The organism is Acidovorax sp. FJL06 (assembly GCF_003852545.1).
Lineage (GTDB): Bacteria > Pseudomonadota > Gammaproteobacteria > Burkholderiales > Burkholderiaceae_C > Acidovorax.
In genome coordinates this window covers 1-19,466 of sequence record NZ_QAJR01000061.1, presented here as the reverse complement: position 1 = coordinate 19,466, position 19,466 = coordinate 1, and the positions used below count along the sequence as shown (strand labels likewise).

Below are 19,466 nucleotides of genomic sequence, written 5' to 3'. Positions count from 1 at the left end.
CAAGACCACGGTGCTGCGCCTGGCGCGCACCCTGGCGCAGTCGGGCTTCATGGTGCAGCGCGAAGACGGAGACTGGCGCCTGGGCCCGGCCGCAGGCTGGCTGGGCGCGCGCTACCAGGCGGGTTTTGATGTGCAGAACGTGCTGGAACCCGCACTGCGCGAACTGACCCACGCCACGGGCGAAAGCGCGGCCTTCTATGTACGTGAGGGCAATGTGCGGACCTGCCTGGTGCGCGTGGAAGGCCCCCAGGCCCTGCGCCACCATGCGCGCATGGGCGAAGGCCTGCCGCTGGACAAGGGTTCGCCGGGCCGCGTGATCCTGGCCTTCTCGGGCGAGCCGGGCAAGGCCTATGAAGAGATCCGCAAGAAGGGCTACCACTGGTCCATCGGCGAGCGCGAACAGGGCGTGGCCACCGTGTCCGCCCCGGTGTTTGGCATGCACTGGCGGCTGATGGGATCGGTGTGCATCTCGGGCCCCGCTTCGCGCCTGCCGGCCGAAAAACTCGAAACGCTGGCCAAAACCGTGATGGCCGCTGCCACCCAGCTGTCGTATGCGCTGGCGGGCAACTCGGCCGCGCCTGCGCAAAGCCCGGTGCGCGCCACCCAATGGCATCCGTGATGCATCCGCAACGCATCCTTGATACTTGCAGGAATCAACACACAACAAACCAAGGAGACCGCCGTGAGCCGCTACCCGTTCCCCGACCTGAACACCCTGCCCGAGGACATCCGTGCACGCATTGTGGAAGTGCAGGAGAAAGCCGGCTTCATCCCCAACGTGTTCCTGGCGTTTGCACGCCGCCCCGCCGAGTGGCGCGCGTTCTTTGCCTACCACGATGCGCTGATGCTCAAGGAAGAAGGCAGCCTGACCAAGGGCGAGCGCGAGATGATCGTGACGACCACCAGCGCGGCCAACCAATGCCTGTACTGCGTGGTGGCCCATGGCGCCATCCTGCGCATCTACGAGAAGAAGCCGCTCATCGCCGACCAGGTGGCGGTGAACCACCGCAAGGCCGACATCAGCCCGCGCGAACGCGCCATGCTCGACTTTGCGATGAAGGTCTGCCAGCGCTCGCACGAGATCGAGGACGCGGACTTTGACGCCCTGCACCCGCACGGCTTCGATGACGAGGACATCTGGGACATCGCGGCCATCACCGCATTCTTCGGCCTGAGTAACCGCATGGCCAGCTTTGCGGGCATGCTGCCCAACCCCGAGTTCTACCTGATGGGCCGCGTGCCCAAGGCCAAAACCGCCGCCTGACACCGCCCATGCGCAGCGCCCCCCTTCCCCGGATGGCCGCCCTGGCGGCCCTGGCCTGTGCTGGCGCGGCGCAGGCGCAAATCAATGGCTTTGCCCCCGGCACCGGCACGCTGCGCGAGCACAAGCTGCCCTTCACCGTGCCGGCCGATGCGCGCACGCCGCTGCTCTCGGCCGTGCTGCTGGTGCGCGAAGGCGAAGCGCCCGTGTACTACCTCTCCACCGGGCTGGGCGTTCCCCGCTTCGGCATCCCCGATGACCCCGGGGCGGCTGCCTGGAAGGTCGTTCCCGATGCCGACTGCGCGCACCTGGAGACCGTGCCACTGGCCGAAGTCAAGCAGCCCGCCGTGCAGGCCGTGACGGTGCAGAAAAACCCATTGCCCATGGTGTGCGCCGCCGCCTTTGAAGACAGCTGCACCAGCCGCGACCAGCAGCTGCGCATCACCACCACCTTCCAGGGCCGCCAGCGCACGGCCCGTGTGGGCGGCGGCTTCTTTGGCACCGAGGGCACTATCAACAGCACCTTCTACACGGGGGTGCGCAGCCTCACCATCGAACACCTGCCCACCGGGCGGCTGCTGCGCATGGACGAAACCCTGAAGGACAACAACGGCTACAGCGCCCCCCAAACCGCCATCCGCTACCTGCCCGAGCTGCGCAGGGTGCTGCTGCTGGGCGCGGCCACGCTGCGGGGCATGCCCCAGGCAGGCTGCATCGTGCTGCCAGGGGCCGAGGGCGGCGCGGCGGAAACCAGGCCGCCACCACGGCCGTAATCAGGCCGTCACCAGGGCCCGCATCCAGTCAGGCAGCGGGGCGGCCTTCTGCAGCGGAAAATCCACCCAGATGGTGGTGCCGCCGCCTGCCGCGCAGATGACGCCCGGCTGGTCCACGCGCTCCATGGTGCCCCAGGTCTCGAACGTGGTGCGGCCCGGGTCACTCACGTAGAACTTGAGCCACACGTCGGCCGGGTAGTCGAGCTGGCGGTAGAAGTTGCAAAAGGCATTGGCGATCACGGGCCCCTGTCCGCCAGGATCCGGGTTGCAGCCCACCGACCGCATCCACTCGATGCGCGCCGTCTCCAGGTAGCGGAAGTACACCGCGTTGTTGACATGACCCATGGCGTCCATGTCGCCCCAGCGCACCGGGAAGCGCATTTCATAGACCAGCTTCTTGGCTTCAGGAATCTCGATCTTCATGCGTGCATCACCCCCAAGGTCAGACTGCGAAACCGTCGTCCGCCGCAATCACCGCGCCGTTGATGAAGTGGCTCTGGTCGCTGGCCAGCATGACCAGCAGCGCATCCAGGTCCTGCGGGCTGCCCACGCGCTTGCGCGGCAGCAGGGCGATGAGCTTCTGGCCTTGTTCCGTGTCCCAGTGGTGGTGGTTGATCTCGGTGTCGATGTAGCCGGGGCAGATCGCGTTCACGTTGATGCCGAACTTGCCCCATTCCATCGCCATGGCCCGGGTCATCTGCACCACGGCGGCCTTGCTCATGCAGTAGGCGCCGATCTGCGGCAGCACCTTGAGCCCGGCCATCGAGGCGATGTTGATGATGCGCCCGCCCGTGAAGCTGCCCGGTGCCGCGCCGCGCGAGCGGGCCAGCATGCGCTTGCCCACCTCTTGCGCCACGAAGAACGCGCCCTTGACGTTGGTGTCGAAGATGAAGTCGTAGTCCTCGGGCGTCACGTCCTGGATGCGCTGCGTGGTGCTCACGCCCGAGTTGTTCACCAGGATGTCGATGGAGCCCATCTCGGTCTCGGCATGCGCCACGGCGGACTTGACGGACGCGTGGTCGGTCACGTCGAGTTCGATCACGTGGGCGTCGCCGCCCTCGCCTTCGATGCGCGCACGCAGTTCCTTGAGTTTTTCCACCCGGCGGCTGGCCAGCACCACCCCGGCCCCGGCACGCGCCAGCGTGCGCGCAAACTGCGCGCCCAGCCCGCTGGAGGCCCCGGTGATGAAAGCGACGCGGCCCGACAAGTCAATGCTGTATGCCATTTAGAGTCTCCCCACTGATCAAAATAGAACGGTCGTTCGATTGTCTCTATTCCATGAATACAATCAGTCGCCAGACAGACAGGGCATGGCCCTTGCTCTGTAGAAAATCACCCCATTATCAAACGCCCGACGAGAAGCCCATGACAAACGAAGAAATCCTCGCCCAGTATGGTCCCCGCGAATCCATGGAATACGACGTGGTGGTCGTCGGCGGCGGCCCTGGCGGCCTGGCCACAGCCATCCGCCTGAAGCAACTGGCGGCCGAAAAAGGCCAGGATGTCTCGGTTGTGGTGCTCGAAAAAGGCTCCGAGCCTGGCGCCCACATCCTCTCGGGGGCCATCATGGACCCCAAGGCGCTGACCGAGCTGATCCCCGACTGGAAAAAGCGCGGCGCCCCCCTCAACCAGCCTGTCACCGACGACGCCTACATCTTCCTGTCGGAAAAATCGGGCGTCCGCGTGCCCAACATGTTTTTGCCGCCGTTTGCGCACAACCACGGCAACTACATCATCAGCCTGGGCGCGCTCACCAAGTGGCTGGGCGAACAGGCCGAAGCCCTGGGCGTGGAAATCTTCCCCGGCTTCACCGCTGCTGAAGTGCTCTACAACGACGATGGATCTGTGAAGGGCGTGGCCACCGGCAACATGGGTGTCGGCAAGGATGGCGAGCCCACCGAGAACTTCCAGCTCGGCATGGAACTGCTGGGCAAGTACACCGTGTTTGCCGAAGGCGCACGCGGCCACCTGGGCAAGCAGCTGATCGCCAAGTACCACCTCGACAAGGACCGCGACCCCCAAAGTTTCGGCATCGGCATCAAAGAGCTGTGGGAGATCGACCCCAAGAAGCACCAACCCGGCTTTGTGATGCATACCGCTGGCTGGCCCATGGAGAACGACACCTACGGCGGCGCCTTCCTGTACCACTTGGAGGGCAACAAGGTGGCCCTGGGCTTCGTCACCGGCCTGGGTTATGCCAACCCCTACCTCAGCCCCTTTGAAGAGTTCCAGCGCTGGAAGACGCACCCCAACGTCCGCTACTACTTCGAAAACGAAAAGGGCGAGATCACAGCCAAACGTCTGTCATATGGCGCGCGCGCCATCAACGCCAGCGGCATCAACGCCCTGCCCAAGACGGTGTTCCCGGGCGGCGCACTGGTGGGCTGCAATGCCGGTTACCTGAACGTGGGCCGTATCAAGGGCAGCCACGCCGCCATCAAGACCGGCATGCTGGCCGCCGAAGCTGCCTATGACGCCGTGGTGGCAGGCCGCCAGCACGACGAACTGACCGCCTACCCCGAAGCCTTTGAAAAGAGCTGGCTCTACACCGAGCTGAACAAGGACCGCAACTTCAAGAACTGGTTCAAGTACGGCCTGACCACGGCCACACTGATGAACGGTTTCGAGCAGTTCGTGCTGCGCGGCCACATCCCCTGGACGCTGCACCGCGACAAGCCCGACCACGCGTACCTGAAGCCCGCAGCCGAGTGCAAGCCCATCGTCTACCCCAAGCCCGATGGCAAGCTCACGTTCGACCGCCTCTCCAGCGTGTTCATCAGCAACACCAACCACGAAGAGAACCAGCCCGCCCACCTCACGCTCAAGGACGCGAGCGTGCCGGTGGACATCAACCTGGCCAAGTACGCCGGCCCCGAGGCACGCTACTGCCCTGCCGGGGTGTACGAGTTCGTGGCCGATGAAGCCAAGGGCGGCAATGCCCAGCGCCTGCAGATCAACGCGCAGAACTGCGTGCACTGCAAGACCTGCGACATCAAGGACCCCACGCAGAACATCGTGTGGGTCACACCCGAAGGCGGCGGCGGCCCGAACTATTCGGGCATGTAAACCCCAAAAACCATAGCGCCTTGCGCTGAATGGGCCTGCCTTGCAGGCCCTTTTTCATGGAGAACCCAGAGTGCGCTACCCCGCAAACAGCGGCAGGTCTGCCTTCTTCAGCGTGCGCAGCACAAAGCTGGAGCGGCTGTGGCGGATGCCCTTGATCTTGTAGAGCTTCTCGCGCAGCAGGCGCTCATAGTCGCGCGTGTCTTTCACCACGATGCGCAGCAGGTAGTCGTAGTCGCCTGACACCAAATGCGCCTCGATCACCTCGGGGATGCTGGCCAGCGTCTCGCCAAATTTCTCGAGCGTGTTGTCCGAATGGCTGTCGAGCGTGACCTGCACCAGCACGGTATCGGCCAAATCCAGCGACTGCGGATTGATGCGCACCGTGTAGCCCTGGATCACGCCAGCCTCTTCCATCTTCTTGATGCGCCCCCAGCAGGGCGAGGGGCTCAGGCCCACGGCCTGCCCGATCTCCTGCAGGCTGGCGCGCGCATTGGCCTGGAGCACAGCGAGAATTTTTCTATCCAATCGATCCATCGGCCTGATTATTCACAAAAACCCATATCTGCAGAATATTTTTCTTCCATAGGGCACAAATCGCTGAAATTCAGCAAATTCATCTTCGCCCCGCAGCGCATACTTCTTCCATCAAGGCGCTCTTACCGGAGCGCACAAATTGACAAGGCCCCGGCTGGTTACCGCCAGCGCGGGGCCCTTGGCATTTCTCCCCCCCCTGGCCTGCCCCGCCCCTCCCGTGCCCGCGCAGCATGGCCCCCGCCACCACGCCCCGCACAACCCCTCATCGCCAGTGTCTCCCAGGCAACTGCCAACGCCCTTTTGCGCAGTTAATAAGCACGCTTACCAGCACAAACCCCGATGCCTGCGCACATGCTGCACCGCCATAATTTGACGGAGGCCGGGGCCTGCGCACGCCCATCCCCAGCGGGGCACGCGCAAGCGATGCACAAGCACCAGGACCCGGCCCACCATCAACAGGAGACACCATGCAATTGACCAGACTCGTCGTTGGCCTGAGCCTCGCGCTCGGCTTTGTGGCCACCGCTGCCGCGCAGACCACCATGCGCATCAGCATTTCCACGGCCCAGAACTCCCACCAGGGGGTTGCCATCGACACGTTTGCCAAGGAAGTCGAGAAGCGCACAGGCGGCCGCTACAAGGTGCAGACCTTCTACAACGGCGCACTGGGCGGCGAGCGCGAGTCGATCGAAGCCGTGCAGCTGGGCACGCAGGAGCTGGCCTTCAGCTCCACCGGCCCCATCCCCAACTTCGTGCCAGAGACCAAGATCCTGGACGTGCCCTTCCTGTTCCGCGACAAGGCCCATGCCCGCGCCGTGCTCGACGGCGCCATCGGCCAGGAAATGCTGACCAAGTTCGACGCCAAGGGCTTCAAGGCGCTGGCCTGGGCCGAAAACGGCTTTCGCCACATGACCAACAGCAAGCGCTCGGTGAACACGCCGGAGGACCTCAAGGGCCTGAAGATGCGCACGATGGAAAACCCCGTGCACATCGCCGCGTACAAAGGCTTTGGCATCATCACCACGCCCATGGCGTTTCCTGAAGTGTTCACGGCCCTGCAGCAAGGCACCGTGGACGGCCAGGAGAACCCGCTGCCCGTGATCATCTCGGCCAAGTTCGACCAGGTGCAAAAGCACCTCACGCTCACCGGCCACGTGTATTCCCCCGCCATCTTCGTGATGAACAAGGGCACGTTCGACAAGCTCTCGGCCGCCGACAAGCAGGCCTTCATCGACGCCGCCAAGGAAGGCACCAAGGCCAACCGCGCCCGCGTGGACGAAGACGATGCCAAGGGCGTGGCCGACCTGCGCGCCAAGGGCATGACCGTGGTGGACAACCCCGACAAGGCCAAGTTCGTGGCGGCCCTCGCGCCCGTGAACGCCGAGTTTGAAAAGCAGTTCGGCAAGGCCACGCTCGACAAGATCCGCGACGTCAAGTAAGCCCTGCGCTACTATCGTTGTAGTAGCAACAAACGCCCGTAGCTCAAGCGCTATCGGGCGTTTTTATTCTTACCCTCCTGTTTTTTCACCTGTTGCCTCCGGGTTGGCACCACTCCATGAAAAATGCCTTTCTAACCTTTGAGCGATGGACCACGTTCATCGCCATGCTGGGAGCCTGCGCCATGCTGGCCCTGGCCTCCTCCCTGGGCATGTTCCAGATCGTGACGCGCTTTGTGCTCGAACAGCCAGCGGAATGGACCGAAGTGCTGATTCGTTTCAGCCTGATCTGGATGGTGTTCCTTGCCATCCCCGCGGCGTTCCGCCAGGGCGCGATGGTGAGCGTGGACGTGCTGTACCGCTGGAGCCCGCCCGCCATGCGGCGGGTGCTGGACTGGGTCGTAACCGTGGCCGCGCTCGCCCTGATCGGCGTCATCATCTGGTATGGCTGGGACTACGCCCAACGCGGCGGCGTGCAGAGCATGGCGGGGCTGGAATCGGTCTCCATGTTCTGGGCCTATCTCGCCATGCCCGTCGGCGGCCTGTTCTGCGTCGTCGGCATCATCGGCAACCTCATCGACCCCTTGCGCATGGAACTGGAGACCGCCCAATGAACGCAGCGCCGAGCCGCCTCAAGCAAGTGAACGGCCCCCTTGGGGGGCAGCGAGGACATGCAATGCCGAGCGTGGGGGTGCACCCATGAGCATGGTCATGATTTCAACGATGGTGATCTGCTTTGCACTCACCATCTCGGTGGCCGTGTCCATCGGCCTCGCCTCCATCCTGGGCATCCAGGCGTCCAACGCCAACATGCTGATCTCCGTGAAGGAAATGTTCGCCTCGATCAACAAGTTTCCGCTGGCCGCCATTCCCTTCTTCATCCTGGCGGGCAACCTCATGGAGACCGGCGGCATCTCGCGCCGGCTGGTGGAGTTTGCCAAGAGCATCGTGGGCGGCGTTCAGGGCGGCCTGCCCATGACCTGCGTGCTCACCTGCATGATCTTCGCGGCCGTGTCGGGCTCATCGGTCGCCACCACGTTTGCCATCGGGGCCATCCTGATCCCGGCGCTCATCAAACACGGCTACCCCACCAGCTACGCGGCCGCGCTGCAGGCCACCAGTGCCGAGCTGGGCGTGATCATTCCGCCCTCGATCCCGATGATCCTGTATGGCGTGAGCGCCGAGGTGTCGATTGGCGAACTGTTCATCGCCGGCTTTGGCCCGGGCCTGCTGATCAGCGGTGCGCTGATGCTCTTCGTATGGGTGTATTGCAAGTACAAGGGCTGGGGCAAGAACGACGGCGACGGCCGCATGCCGTTTGGCAAGGCCACGCTGCAGGCCGGCTGGGCGCTGCTCATGCCCGTGATCATCCTGGGCGGCATCTACGGCGGTGTGTTCACCCCCACCGAGGCATCGGCCGTGGCCGTGTTCTACGCGCTCATCGTGGGGGTGGTGATCTACCGCGAGATCCGCATCAAGGACCTGTTCGCCATCCTGCGCAAGTCGGCCATCTCATCGGCGGTGATCATGTTCATCATCGCCAACGCTGGCCTGTTTGCGTTCCTCATCACGCGCGCCGGTGTGCCGGACGCCATCGGCCGCTGGCTGGAGGCCGTGCTGCAGTCCCCTGCCCTGTTCCTGCTGGGCGTGAATGCAGCGCTGTTCGTGATCGGCATGTTCATCGAGACCAGCGCCGCCATCATCGTGCTCGCGCCCATCCTGGCGCCCGTGGCCATGCACTTCGGCATCGATCCCGTGCACTTCGGCCTCATCATGGTGGTGAACTTGGCGCTGGGCATGATCACGCCACCTTTTGGCGTGAACCTGTTTGCCGCCTGCACCGTGGCCAAGATCTCGCTGGACCGGATCATCAAGCACCTGCTGCCTTTTGTGGGCGTGATCCTGGTGTGCCTGATGGTCATTACCTACGTGCCCTCGATTTCCCTGGCCTTGCGCGATCTGGTCTATGCCAAGTAGGCGTTAGAATCCTGCCCGTCAGGAGAGAGTGCTTCGTCTTCCAAACAAGACGCGCAGCACCGCCGAAGGCGCAGGCAGCAGCCGAACGCTCAGGCAAAAGGACTGACAACCGCCCGCAGTGATGCGGGCGTTCCCTTGCTGGAGAGAGATGGACCGCCGAGTACGACACCTTGCGGCACCCATCCACCGAAGGAGCAAACCGCACGGCCAGCCAGGGCGCTGCGGTGAATCTCTCAGGTAAAGCGGACAGCAGGGCAAATCCCGTGGCCACCTTGTGGCCGCGGCCCCCATTTGCCCCGGAGTTCCGCCTTGAACGCTTCTGCCGCTGCCCCCCTGCTCACCACGCCCCTGAACGCCCTGCACATCGAGCTGGGCGCCCGCATGGTGCCGTTTGCGGGCTATTCCATGCCCGTGCAGTACCCCGCTGGCCTCATGGCCGAGCATGTGCACACCCGCACCGCCGCCGGCCTGTTCGACGTGTCGCACATGGGCCAGCTCAAGCTCATTGGCACCGACGCCGCCGCCGCGTTTGAAACCCTGATGCCCGTGGACGTGATCGACCTGCCCGTGGGCAAGCAGCGCTACGGCCTGCTGCTGACCGACGAGGGCACGGTCATCGACGACCTGATGTTCTTCAACCAGGGTGTGGTGGACGGCGAACCCACGCTGTTCGTCATCGTCAACGGCGCCTGCAAGGCGGGTGACATTGCCCACATCCAGGCGCGCATCGGCCAGCGCTGCCAGGTGGTGCCCATGCCCGACCACGCCCTGCTCGCGCTGCAAGGTCCACAGGCCGTCACCGCCCTCGCCCGCCTGGCGCCCGGCGTCGAGAAGCTGGTGTTCATGACCGGCGGCACATTCACCATCGCGGGCTGCGACTGCTTCGTGACCCGCAGCGGCTACACGGGCGAAGACGGTTTTGAAATCTCGGTGCCCGCCGCCCAGGCCGACACCCTGGCCCGCGCGCTGCTGGCCCAGCCAGAAGTCAAGCCCATCGGCCTGGGCGCGCGCAATTCGCTGCGGCTCGAAGCCGGCCTGTGCCTGTACGGCAACGACATCGACACCACCACCACCCCGCCCGAGGCCGCGTTGAACTGGGCCATCCAGAAGGTGCGCCGCACCGGCGGTGCGCGCGCGGGTGGCTTCCCCGGTGCCGACAAGGTGCTGGCACAGATCGACAACCCCGCCAGCCTGCCGCGCAAGCGCGTCGGCCTGGTGGCGCTGGAGCGCGTGCCTGTGCGCGAGCACACCGAGCTGCAGAGCCAGGACGGCCAGAAGATCGGCGAAGTCACCAGCGGCCTGTTGGGCCCCACAGTGAACGAACCCGTGGCCATGGGCTATGTGCTGCCTGCGTTTGCCGCCATCGGCACCCGCGTGAACGCCATCGTGCGTGGCAAGGCCGTGCCCATGGAAGTGCGTGCCATGCCTTTCACGCCCGCCAACTACTTTCGCGGCTGATTTCGCGGGCGGCCGCGCACTGACGCGGCCCGCGCCCGCTACATTGCTGATTCCCTTATTTATCCCGTTGCTTGAGGAGCTTCCCCATGACCGTCAAATTTTCCAAAGAACACGAATGGATCAACACCGCCGACACGGCCGCCGCCGTGGTGGGCATCACCGTGCACGCACAGGATGCCCTGGGCGACGTGGTGTTTGTGGACCTGCCCGAGGTAGGCGCCACCTTCAGCCAGGGTGACGTGGCGGGCGTGGTCGAGTCCGTGAAGGCGGCGGCCGACGTGTACATGCCCGTCACCGGCGAAATCGTGGAAGTGAACGAAGCCCTGCGCGCCGACCCGTCGCTCGCCAACAGCGACCCGCTGGGCGCGGGCTGGTTCTTCAAGGTCAAGCTGGCCGATGTCGCCCAGCTTGACGCCCTGTTGGACGAGACGGCCTACAGCGCCTTCGCAGCCAACGCCTGACGGGCGCCTGGCCCCTCCGGTTTCAAAAACCATAGCTGCCAGCGCTTGATCTGATTGGGTTTCAAAGAGAAAACCTCTGAAACACCCCACTGACAAGCGCAAGCAGCTTCTTTTTTCATAGCACCCCGAACGCCCGCCATGACCGCCGCCCTGCCCACCTCCCTGCCGTTGTCCGCGCTGGAAAACGCCGCCGAATTCCTGCCCCGCCACATCGGCATCGACGCAGCGGACGAAGCCCACATGCTGTCCGTGATCGGCGAGGCCTCACGCCGCGCGCTCATCGACTCCATCGTGCCGCGCTCCATCGCACGCAGCCGCGCCATGGACCTGCCAGCGGCCACCACCGAGGCCGCAGCGTTGGCCGAACTCAAGGCCATTGCGGGCAAGAACAAGGTGCTCAAGAGCTTCATCGGCCAGGGCTACTACGGCACGCACACGCCGGGCGTCATCCTGCGCAACATCCTGGAGAACCCCGCCTGGTACACCGCCTACACGCCCTACCAGGCCGAAATCTCGCAGGGCCGCATGGAAGCGCTGGTCAACTTCCAGACCATGGTGTGCGACCTGACCGGCATGCCGATTGCCAACGCGTCGATGCTGGACGAAGCCACCGCCGCCGCCGAGGCCATGACGCTGGCCAAGCGCTCGGTCAAGAGCAAGAGCAACGTGGTCGTGGTGGCGGGCGACGCGCACCCACAGACCATCGAAGTGATCCAGACCCGCGCCAAGCCCCTGGGCCTGGAAGTGCGCCTGGCCAACTCGGCCGAAGAATGGAACAGCCTGCTGGCCGGCGACTACTTCGCCGTGCTGGCCCAGTACCCCGCCACCAGCGGCCGCATTGACGACCTGCGCGCCGATGTGGAAAAGGCCCATGCCAAGCAAGCCGCCTTCATCGTGGCGGCCGACCTGCTGGCCCTGACGCTCATCACGCCCCCCGGCGAGTACGGCGCCGACATCGTGGTCGGTACCACCCAGCGCTTTGGCATGCCCATGGGCGCCGGTGGCCCCCACGCCGCCTACATGGCCTGCCGCGACGAGTTCAAGCGCAGCCTGCCCGGCCGCCTGGTGGGCGTGAGCGTGGACGTGCATGGCAAGCCCGCCTACCGCCTGGCCCTGCAGACGCGCGAGCAGCACATCCGCCGCGAAAAGGCCACCTCCAACATCTGCACGGCCCAGGTGCTGCCCGCCGTGATCGCCAGCATGTACGCCGTGTACCACGGCCCCGAGGGCCTGCAGCGCATCGCCCAGCGCGTGGCCAGCTACACCGCCATCCTGGCCCAGGGCCTCACCCAGCTGGGCGCGCCCGTGCGCGCGCAGGCCACGTTCGACACGGTGACGCTGCAAACCGGCGGCGCTACGAAAACAATAGCTGCTCGCGCCGTGCAGATGGGCGCCAACCTGCGCATCTACTTTGAAGAGTACCTCTGCATCTCGCTGGACGAGACCACCACGCGCGCCGACATCGAGCTGCTGTGGAAAATTTTTGCGAAGGACGGCCAGGCCCTGCCCACGTTCGATGCGTTCGAGAACGGCGTGGAGCCCCTGATCCCCGCCGCGCTGCGCCGCACCAGCCGCTACCTCACGCACCCGGTGTTCAACACCCACCACTCCGAGACCGGCATGCTGCGCTACATCCGCCAGCTGTCCGACAAGGACCTGGCGCTGGACCGCAGCATGATCCCGCTGGGCTCGTGCACCATGAAGCTCAACGCCACCAGCGAGATGATCCCCATCACCTGGCCCGAGTTTGCCAACATGCACCCGTTTGCCCCCGCCAACCAGCAACAGGGCTACAAGGAACTGGACGAACAGCTGCGTGCCTGGCTGTGCCAGGCCACGGGCTACGCGGGCATCAGCCTGCAGCCCAACGCGGGCAGCCAGGGTGAATACGCGGGCCTCTTGGCCATCAAGGGCTACCACGAGTCGCGTGGCGAAGGCCACCGCAACATCTGCCTCATCCCCAGCAGCGCGCACGGCACCAACCCCGCCAGCGCGCAGATGGTGGGCATGCAGGTGGTGGTCACGGCGTGTGATGCCAATGGCAACGTGGACCTGGCCGACCTGCAAGCCAAGTGCGAGCAGCACAGCGGCAGCATTGCCTGCGTGATGATCACCTACCCCAGCACCCACGGCGTGTTCGAGACCCAGGTGAAGGAACTCTGCGCCCTGGTGCACAGCCACGGCGGCCGCGTGTACGTGGACGGCGCCAACATGAACGCCCTGGTGGGCGTGGCGGCGCCCGGCGAGTTCGGCGGCGACGTGAGCCACCTGAACCTGCACAAGACCTTCTGCATCCCCCACGGCGGTGGCGGCCCCGGCGTCGGCCCCGTGTGCGTGGTGGAAGACCTCGTGCCCTTCCTGCCCGGCCTGCCCGGCCAGGGCGACCAGCCAAAGAGCCCTGCCACTGGCAAGGTCGGCCCCGTGAGCGCCGCCCCCCTGGGCAACGCCGCCGTGCTGCCCATCAGCTGGATGTACATCCGCATGATGGGTGCAGACGGCCTGCAGGCCGCCACCGAGACGGCCATCCTGAGCGCCAACTACATCAGCGCCCGCCTGAAGGACCACTACCCCACGCTGTACGCGAGCGCCAACGGCCATGTGGCGCACGAGTGCATCCTGGACCTGCGCGGCCTCAAGGACACCAGCGGCGTGATGGCCGAGGACGTGGCCAAGCGCCTGATCGACTACGGCTTCCACGCGCCCACGCTGTCCTTCCCGGTGCCCAACACGCTGATGGTGGAACCCACCGAGAGCGAGACGCTGTTCGAGATCGACCGCTTCATCGACGCGATGATCGCCATCCGCGAAGAGATCCGCCAGATCGAGAGCGGCGCGCTGCCCCAGGACAACAACCCGCTCAAGAACGCGCCGCACACGGCCGAAAACCTTCTTGCCGGCGACTGGGCCCGCCCCTACAGCCGCGAAGCCGCCGCCTACCCCGTGGCCGCGCTGCGCCAGGCCAAGTACTGGTCGCCCGTGGGCCGCGTGGACAACGTCTGGGGCGACCGCAACCTGAGCTGCAGCTGCATCCCGGTGTCGGACTACGCTTGACGCCTGAAGCCCCAGGAAAGTCCCATGACCCCGGCCGCCAGCGCCTGCACGGTCTGCCAGCCGCCTGCGCTGGAGGCGCTGGTCCAGTCTGAACCCGCCCTGGCTGCGCTGTGGCAGGCCTTGCCCCGCCGCCAGTTCAGCGCGGGCACGCTGCTGCAACGCGCGGGCGAGACCAGCACGCACTGCTGGCAAGTGCGCAGCGGCGTGGTACGTCTGTTCTACCTGAACGAGCAGGGCACCGAGCGCAACCGCTCGTTCCACGGCGCTGGGCAATGGGTGGCTGGCAGCCTGCCGCCGTTGGCCCTGCCCAGCCCGTACGCGATCGAAGCCCTGGCGCCGGTCGAGGCGGTGGAGCTGCCCTATGCCACCCTGCCGCAGTTGCAGCGCAGCTTTCCCCCCATCGGACCACCGCTGGAGCAAGCGCTGGGCCACGTCTTCCAGCAACACGCCCAGCGCGAGGCCGAGTTGCTGAGCCACCCACCCGAGGTGCGCTACCAGTCCTTCCTCGCCACGCACAGCGACCTCGTCCCGCTGCTGCCGCAGCACCATGTCGCCAGCTACCTGGGCATCTCGCCCGTGTCGCTGTCGCGCATCCGCGCGCGGCTGGGCATGGTGGACACAGCGCGCAGCGGCGGCTGACACCACCCAACGCAAAGGCGGCCAGGCGCTACCGCTGCGGAGGCCAGGCACTGACCGTGCGGGCCCGCCCTGGCATCACCACCTGGGGCAGGCTCTCCTTGTCCATTACGGCATTGGCCGCCACCAGCCTGTTCAAGTGCAGCAGGTGTGCGGTGATCGCATACACCTCGTCGTCCGTCAGGCTCTTGGGTGCGTGCAGCGGCATGGCACGGCGCACGTAGTCAAACACCGTGGTGGCATGTGGCCACAACGCCCCCACCGACAGCACCTGCAGCGGGTACTTGCGCACGCGCAAGGGCCGCAGCGGGTCACTCCAGCCGATGAAACCATCCGTTCCGGCCAGCCGTGCGGCAGGCCCTTCGATGCCTTGTGCGCCATGGCAGGCTGCGCAGTGCATGGCATACAGCCGCCCGCCCTGCTCCACGCTGCCCCGGCCTGGGGGCAGGTTGCGGCCGCCGGGGAAGATGGTGATGGAATAGCGCTCCACCTCGGCAGGCGGCAACGGCTGGCCCAGGCCGATGAGGGCAGGCGTCACCGGCGCGGGCAGTGCAAGCGCCTGCACCACCTCGCTGGCGCTGACTGCGCCCGGTAGCCCCGCTGCCAAGGCCAGGGCCACACCCAGCCGCAAGGTCGCGCGCAGGGCAAGCAGAACGTTGCAGCACGGGCTGTCATGCATAGAGGTTCTCCACCCGGCCATCGGCCTGCACACGCCAAGCCTGCACCGCGTTGTAGTGGTTGAACGAGTGCATGGCGTAGCGGCGCTTCCATTCGCTGCGCAGTGGCTGGGTGTGGCCGTGTTCATCTGTGGCGCGGCTCATCAGGTCGGCCTGGCGGCCTCTCCACTGCCAGGGCAGTGTGAAGCGGGTAAAGGCCCGGTCCAGCACCGGGCCCTGCAGTTGCGCCGGAGCCCAGCTGCGCCCGCCGTCCACCGACACGTCCACCCGTGCAATGCGCCCCCGGCCCGACCAGGCCAGCCCGGAGATTTCATAGAACCCGTGGGGGTCGGGCAAGCGCTGCTGGCCCGACGGATGCGTGATCACCGACTTGACCTCCATGTGGAAGGCAAAGCGTTCAATGCGCCCGTCGGCCAGCACCTGGGTGTACAGGCCCGATTCGTCCTTGGTGTAAGCTGGTGCGTCGGTCACTTCCAGCCGGTGCAGCCATTTCACGTTGACGTTGCCCTCCCAGCCCGGCACGAACAGGCGCATGGGGTAGCCCTGCGAGGGCCGCAACCGCTCGCCGTTCTGGAACAGCGCCACCATGCCGTCTTTGAGCAGCGCCTTCAACGGCAGACTGCGGCTGTGCGACCCGCCATCAGCCCCTTCGACCACCACCCACTGTGCGGAGTCCTTCAGGCCCGCCTCATGCAGCAGGTAGGACAGCGGCACGCCCATCCATTCCGAACAGGACACCTCGCCCGCAATCTCGCCCAGGGTCTGGTCCAGCGCGGTGGGAGACAACGCATTGGCCGCCGAATTTCCCGCGCATTCCAGAAAATGCACGCGGCTGACCATGGGGTAGCGCAGCAAGCGCTCCAGGTCGAACTTGAGTGGCTTGTTCACCAGGCCATGCAGGCGCAACTCGTGCCGCCCGGGGTCAATGTCAGGCAGGCCATTGTGGTGCACGGCAAAGTGCAGGCCGCTGGGGGTGATGATGCCGCGCTGCCGCTGCAAAGGGGTGCGCCACACGGCAAAGCCCGCCGCCATCGAGAGCGTGCGCTCAGCCTGCGCCTCGTGCGGGGCGGGCAGGCCGTAGGGCAGATCGGCCCCGCCCGGACGCGCCATCGCTTCAGGCAAACGGACAGCCAACGGTGGCTGCGCCTGCACTACGGCGCTGGCGCCACCCGCCGCCAGCATGCCCAAAAATCCCCTTCTGCCCGCCCGCTCCAGGCCATGGTGTGACAACATTTCGTGCGCTCCGCTTTCATCAACCAACGGCACCCATCGGCCGCAGCGGCAGTGTTGCGGCGAGCAAGGGATGGCGCATTAACGCTTGTTAACGCGCAACCCCAGGCCGGAAGGCTGGCAAACGTGAAGCACCTTTACACTGGCGCGCCGCCCGCGTCCCCGCGTGATCGCGCAGGCATGCCCTTTCAATCCTGTTCCGCTCTTTCTGCATTCCAAGGAATCTCCGTGCGCATTTCCTCCACCTATCTCCTCGCTGCCCTGCTGGCCACCCCTTTTGCCGTCGTCCAGGCCCAGCCCGTCACCACGGCCAGCGGCCTGGTCTATGAATCCCTCAAGGAAGGCGCGGGCAACTCGCCCAAGGCCACCGACACCGTGAAGGTGCACTACAAGGGCATGTTCCTGGATGGCAAGGAGTTCGACAGCTCCTACAAGCGCGGCGAACCCACCTCGTTCCCGCTCAATGGCGTGATCCCCTGCTGGACCGAGGGCGTGCAGCGCATGAAGCCGGGCGGCAAGGCCAAGCTGACCTGCCCGCCGGCCATCGCCTACGGCGCCCGGGGTGCGGGTGGCGTGATCCCGCCCAATGCCACGCTGAACTTCGAGGTCGAACTGATCTCCGTCGGCCGTTGAGCCCATGCTGCTGAAGGTTGGTGATCTTGCACGGCACACCGGTCTCACGGTGCGCACGCTGCACCACTATGACGAGATCGGCCTGCTCACGCCCTCGGGCCGCTCGGAGGCCGGTTACCGGCTGTACAGCCAGACCGATGTGCAGCGCCTGCATGGCATCCAGACCATGCGCCAGATGGGCTTGGCGCTGGGAGACATCGGCGAGCTGCTGGCGGGTGAAGGCATGGCGCCCGAGCGCATCATCGGCCAGCAGATCCGCGCACTGGACCAGCAGATTGCACAGGCCAGCGAATTGCGCGGCCGCCTGACCATGCTGCGCGACGGGCTCATGGCCGGGGCCGAGCCCGACATGGGCAACTGGCTCGAAGCGCTGGCGCTGATGACGACCTACGGCAAGTACTTCAGCTCAGCCGAACTCAAGCAGATCTTCACGAACTGGAGCCTCATCGAGGCGGACTGGCTCGTCGTCAAGGACCTGGTGCGCGCCGCCATGGACCGGCAGCTGCCACCCGAGGCCCCCGAGGTCCAGGCGCTGGCCTACCGCTGGATGGCGCTCATGCTGCACTGGATGGGCGGCGACATCGACCTGCTGGAACGCTGGGGCCACATGTTCCGCACCGAGCCCAGCACCCAGGGCCGCAACCACGCACCGCCGGGCGAGATGATCGAGTACATCGAAACGGCCATCAAGCTGCGCATGGCGCTGCTGGAAAAATACCTGACCCCCGACGACCTGCGCCTGCTGGGCCATGTGCCCCACACCCACTGGGCCGCGCTGGAGGCCGATGTGCAGCAGCTGCTGGCCCAGGCGCTGCCCCCGCACCACCCCGACGCCATCGCCGCCGCGCTGCGCTGGAACGCGCTGTTCGACCAGCTGACCGGCCAGCGCCCCGCGCTGCGCCAGAAACTGCTCACGGCCTCGGCCAACGAGCCCCTGCTGCAGGCCGGCTCGCCCCTGAGCGCCTCGGTGCGGGCCTACCTGCACGCGGCACTGACCTGCGCAACCAACGCCCCTCACCCCCATCTTTTGCTGAAAAAGTTCTGAAAAATGCTTGACCCTCACGCAACGTGAGGCTGCACAGTCGGTCCCCATGAATGGATCGACTTCTTCCCCCGGGCCCGCCGCCCCGCGCTTGCGGCTCCATGCGCTGGACAACCTGCGCGCCACCATGATGTGGCTGGGCATCGTGCTGCATGTCGCGGTGATCTACATGAGCCGGCCGTCGCCCCTGCCCTGGCACGACGACCAGTCCACCCCGGTGGCCGATCTGCTGGTCGCCGTGATCCATGCGTTTCGCATGCCCGTGTTTTTCATCCTGGCCGGCTTTTTTGTGTCGCTGCTGGTGCACCGCCGGGGGCTTGCCGGCATGGTGCGCCACCGGCTGCGCCGCCTGGGCCTGCCGTTCGTGGTGTTCTGGCCACCCCTGTTTGTGGCCAGCGCCCTGCTGGGCCTGGCGTTCCTGCACCGCATGGCCCACGGCACCTGGGGCCTGGACCGCAGCCTGCTGCCCCAGGGCGCCAACGTGCCCAAGGGCCCGAACACCATGCACCTGTGGTTTCTGTGGATGCTGCTGTGGCTGGCCGCGTTGACGCCCGCGCTGTGGGCCGCCGTGCGCGCACTGCCCGCCAGCCTGCAGCGCGCCCTGGGCCGCATCGTCGCCTGGCTGGGGGGATCGCCCCTGGGCATCGTCGTGCTCACGCTGCCGCTGGCGTGGATTGGCGCCGGCTATGACCACGGCGTCGTCACGCCCAACGGGTCCTTCCTGCCGCCGCTGGCCGAATGGCTGCACAACGGGCTGTTCTACGGGTTCGGGCTGTGCCTGTATGCGCAGCAAAAGGAGTTGATGGCGCGCTACGAAAAGCACTGGCCGGTGCTGGCAGGCCTGGGACTGGCCTGCTTTCTCGTCACGGCCGTGCTGTCGGAGGTGCTGGCCCAGCCCGAGGCATCGGCCTTCGCACTGGTGCTGGTCACCGGGGCCTTCTCGGACATCCTGGCCGCCCCCGTGTCGGCCACGCGGCACCTGCAGTTCTGGATGGCGCTGGCCTACAACGGTGCGTCCTGGCTGTGGAGCTTTGCCCTGATCGGCTTCTTTCTGCGGCATGTGGCGCAGGCCCGCGCCTGGCTGGCCTACCTGGCCGACAGCTCGTACTGGGTGTATCTGGTGCACCTGCCCCTGACGATCGGGTGGGGCGCACTGCTGCATGGCCTGCCGATCCCCGTGCTGGCCAAGATCGCTCTCAACGTGCTGGCCACCACCGCCCTGTGCCTGGCC

19 protein-coding genes and 2 riboswitches are annotated in these 19,466 nt (G+C 66.0%); of the genes, 14 read left to right on the top strand and 5 right to left on the bottom strand.

What is annotated here, in order from left to right; genetic code table 11:
• The 3 genes from DBV10_RS22210 to DBV10_RS22200 all read left to right on the top strand — a co-directional run.
• A partial coding sequence (locus DBV10_RS22210; RefSeq protein WP_233590031.1) for an IclR family transcriptional regulator occupies positions 1 to 619 on the top strand: 619 nt, incomplete at its 5' end.
• Between the two features lie 63 nt (positions 620 to 682).
• On the top strand, positions 683 to 1,264 hold the full coding sequence (locus DBV10_RS22205; protein WP_124515715.1) for a peroxidase-related enzyme: 582 nt from the start codon (positions 683 to 685) through the stop codon (positions 1,262 to 1,264).
• A gap of 8 nt (positions 1,265 to 1,272) precedes the next feature.
• A complete protein-coding gene (locus DBV10_RS22200; RefSeq protein WP_233590030.1) occupies positions 1,273 to 2,034 on the top strand; it encodes a hypothetical protein in 762 nt (253 codons plus the stop codon).
• On the opposite strand, the gene DBV10_RS22195 is transcribed toward DBV10_RS22200, so the two are convergent.
• Both DBV10_RS22195 and DBV10_RS22190 read right to left on the bottom strand, forming a co-directional pair.
• On the bottom strand, positions 2,035 to 2,457 hold the full coding sequence (locus tag DBV10_RS22195) for a thioesterase family protein (protein WP_124515714.1): 423 nt from the start codon (positions 2,455 to 2,457) through the stop codon (positions 2,035 to 2,037).
• A gap of 19 nt (positions 2,458 to 2,476) precedes the next feature.
• Entirely contained in the window at positions 2,477 to 3,259 is a 783-nt protein-coding gene (locus DBV10_RS22190) for an SDR family oxidoreductase (protein WP_124515713.1), read from the bottom strand.
• A 140-nt stretch (positions 3,260 to 3,399) separates the two neighbouring features.
• Between DBV10_RS22190 and DBV10_RS22185 the strand changes: the two genes are divergently transcribed.
• Positions 3,400 to 5,100 (top strand): electron transfer flavoprotein-ubiquinone oxidoreductase, encoded by a 1,701-nt coding sequence (locus tag DBV10_RS22185; RefSeq protein WP_124515712.1) that lies wholly within the window; start codon positions 3,400 to 3,402, stop codon positions 5,098 to 5,100.
• 75 nt (positions 5,101 to 5,175) lie between these two features.
• Here DBV10_RS22185 and DBV10_RS22180 read toward each other — a convergent pair whose 3' ends face one another.
• Positions 5,176 to 5,634, bottom strand: coding sequence for an Lrp/AsnC family transcriptional regulator (locus DBV10_RS22180; protein ID WP_060986837.1), 459 nt, complete (start codon positions 5,632 to 5,634; stop codon positions 5,176 to 5,178).
• A 467-nt stretch (positions 5,635 to 6,101) separates the two neighbouring features.
• Between DBV10_RS22180 and DBV10_RS22175 the strand changes: the two genes are divergently transcribed.
• The 7 genes from DBV10_RS22175 (at position 6,102) to DBV10_RS22145 (ending at position 14,656) form a co-directional block, all read left to right on the top strand.
• The gene (locus tag DBV10_RS22175) at positions 6,102 to 7,073 is read left to right on the top strand and encodes a TRAP transporter substrate-binding protein (RefSeq protein ID WP_124515711.1); all 972 of its coding nucleotides are present in this window, start codon (positions 6,102 to 6,104) and stop codon (positions 7,071 to 7,073) included.
• A gap of 116 nt (positions 7,074 to 7,189) precedes the next feature.
• Positions 7,190 to 7,684, top strand: a complete 495-nt coding sequence (locus DBV10_RS22170) for a TRAP transporter small permease (RefSeq protein ID WP_124515710.1) — start codon at positions 7,190 to 7,192, stop codon at positions 7,682 to 7,684.
• Between the two features lie 85 nt (positions 7,685 to 7,769).
• On the top strand, positions 7,770 to 9,047 hold the full coding sequence (locus DBV10_RS22165; protein ID WP_124515709.1) for a TRAP transporter large permease: 1,278 nt from the start codon (positions 7,770 to 7,772) through the stop codon (positions 9,045 to 9,047).
• 9 nt (positions 9,048 to 9,056) lie between these two features.
• Positions 9,057 to 9,162, top strand: a riboswitch (glycine riboswitch).
• A 13-nt stretch (positions 9,163 to 9,175) separates the two neighbouring features.
• A riboswitch (glycine riboswitch) is annotated at positions 9,176 to 9,307 on the top strand.
• Positions 9,308 to 9,356: 49 nt separating this feature from the next.
• On the top strand, positions 9,357 to 10,505 hold the full coding sequence (gene gcvT, locus DBV10_RS22160; RefSeq protein WP_124515708.1) for a glycine cleavage system aminomethyltransferase GcvT: 1,149 nt from the start codon (positions 9,357 to 9,359) through the stop codon (positions 10,503 to 10,505).
• Positions 10,506 to 10,591: 86 nt separating this feature from the next.
• Positions 10,592 to 10,966 (top strand): glycine cleavage system protein GcvH, encoded by a 375-nt coding sequence (gene gcvH / locus DBV10_RS22155; protein ID WP_124515707.1) that lies wholly within the window; start codon positions 10,592 to 10,594, stop codon positions 10,964 to 10,966.
• Positions 10,967 to 11,104: 138 nt separating this feature from the next.
• The gene (gcvP, locus tag DBV10_RS22150; RefSeq protein WP_124515706.1) at positions 11,105 to 14,017 is read left to right on the top strand and encodes an aminomethyl-transferring glycine dehydrogenase; all 2,913 of its coding nucleotides are present in this window, start codon (positions 11,105 to 11,107) and stop codon (positions 14,015 to 14,017) included.
• 24 nt (positions 14,018 to 14,041) lie between these two features.
• Entirely contained in the window at positions 14,042 to 14,656 is a 615-nt protein-coding gene (locus DBV10_RS22145) for a Crp/Fnr family transcriptional regulator (protein ID WP_124515705.1), read from the top strand.
• A gap of 28 nt (positions 14,657 to 14,684) precedes the next feature.
• On the opposite strand, the gene DBV10_RS22140 is transcribed toward DBV10_RS22145, so the two are convergent.
• A complete protein-coding gene (locus DBV10_RS22140; protein ID WP_158616843.1) occupies positions 14,685 to 15,332 on the bottom strand; it encodes a c-type cytochrome in 648 nt (215 codons plus the stop codon).
• Entirely contained in the window at positions 15,325 to 16,563 is a 1,239-nt protein-coding gene (gene soxC / locus DBV10_RS22135; protein WP_233590029.1) for a sulfite dehydrogenase, read from the bottom strand. The genes DBV10_RS22140 and soxC overlap by 8 nt, the downstream gene beginning before the upstream one ends.
• A gap of 225 nt (positions 16,564 to 16,788) precedes the next feature.
• On the opposite strand from soxC, the gene DBV10_RS22130 reads away from it, so the two are divergent.
• The 3 genes from DBV10_RS22130 to DBV10_RS22120 form a co-directional block, all read left to right on the top strand.
• Positions 16,789 to 17,193 (top strand): FKBP-type peptidyl-prolyl cis-trans isomerase, encoded by a 405-nt coding sequence (locus DBV10_RS22130; protein WP_233590028.1) that lies wholly within the window; start codon positions 16,789 to 16,791, stop codon positions 17,191 to 17,193.
• A 4-nt stretch (positions 17,194 to 17,197) separates the two neighbouring features.
• Positions 17,198 to 18,238 (top strand): MerR family transcriptional regulator, encoded by a 1,041-nt coding sequence (locus tag DBV10_RS22125; protein WP_124515702.1) that lies wholly within the window; start codon positions 17,198 to 17,200, stop codon positions 18,236 to 18,238.
• Positions 18,239 to 18,245: 7 nt separating this feature from the next.
• Positions 18,246 to 19,466: acyltransferase family protein (locus tag DBV10_RS22120; protein ID WP_233590027.1), on the top strand; the 1,221-nt coding region annotated here is incomplete at its 3' end.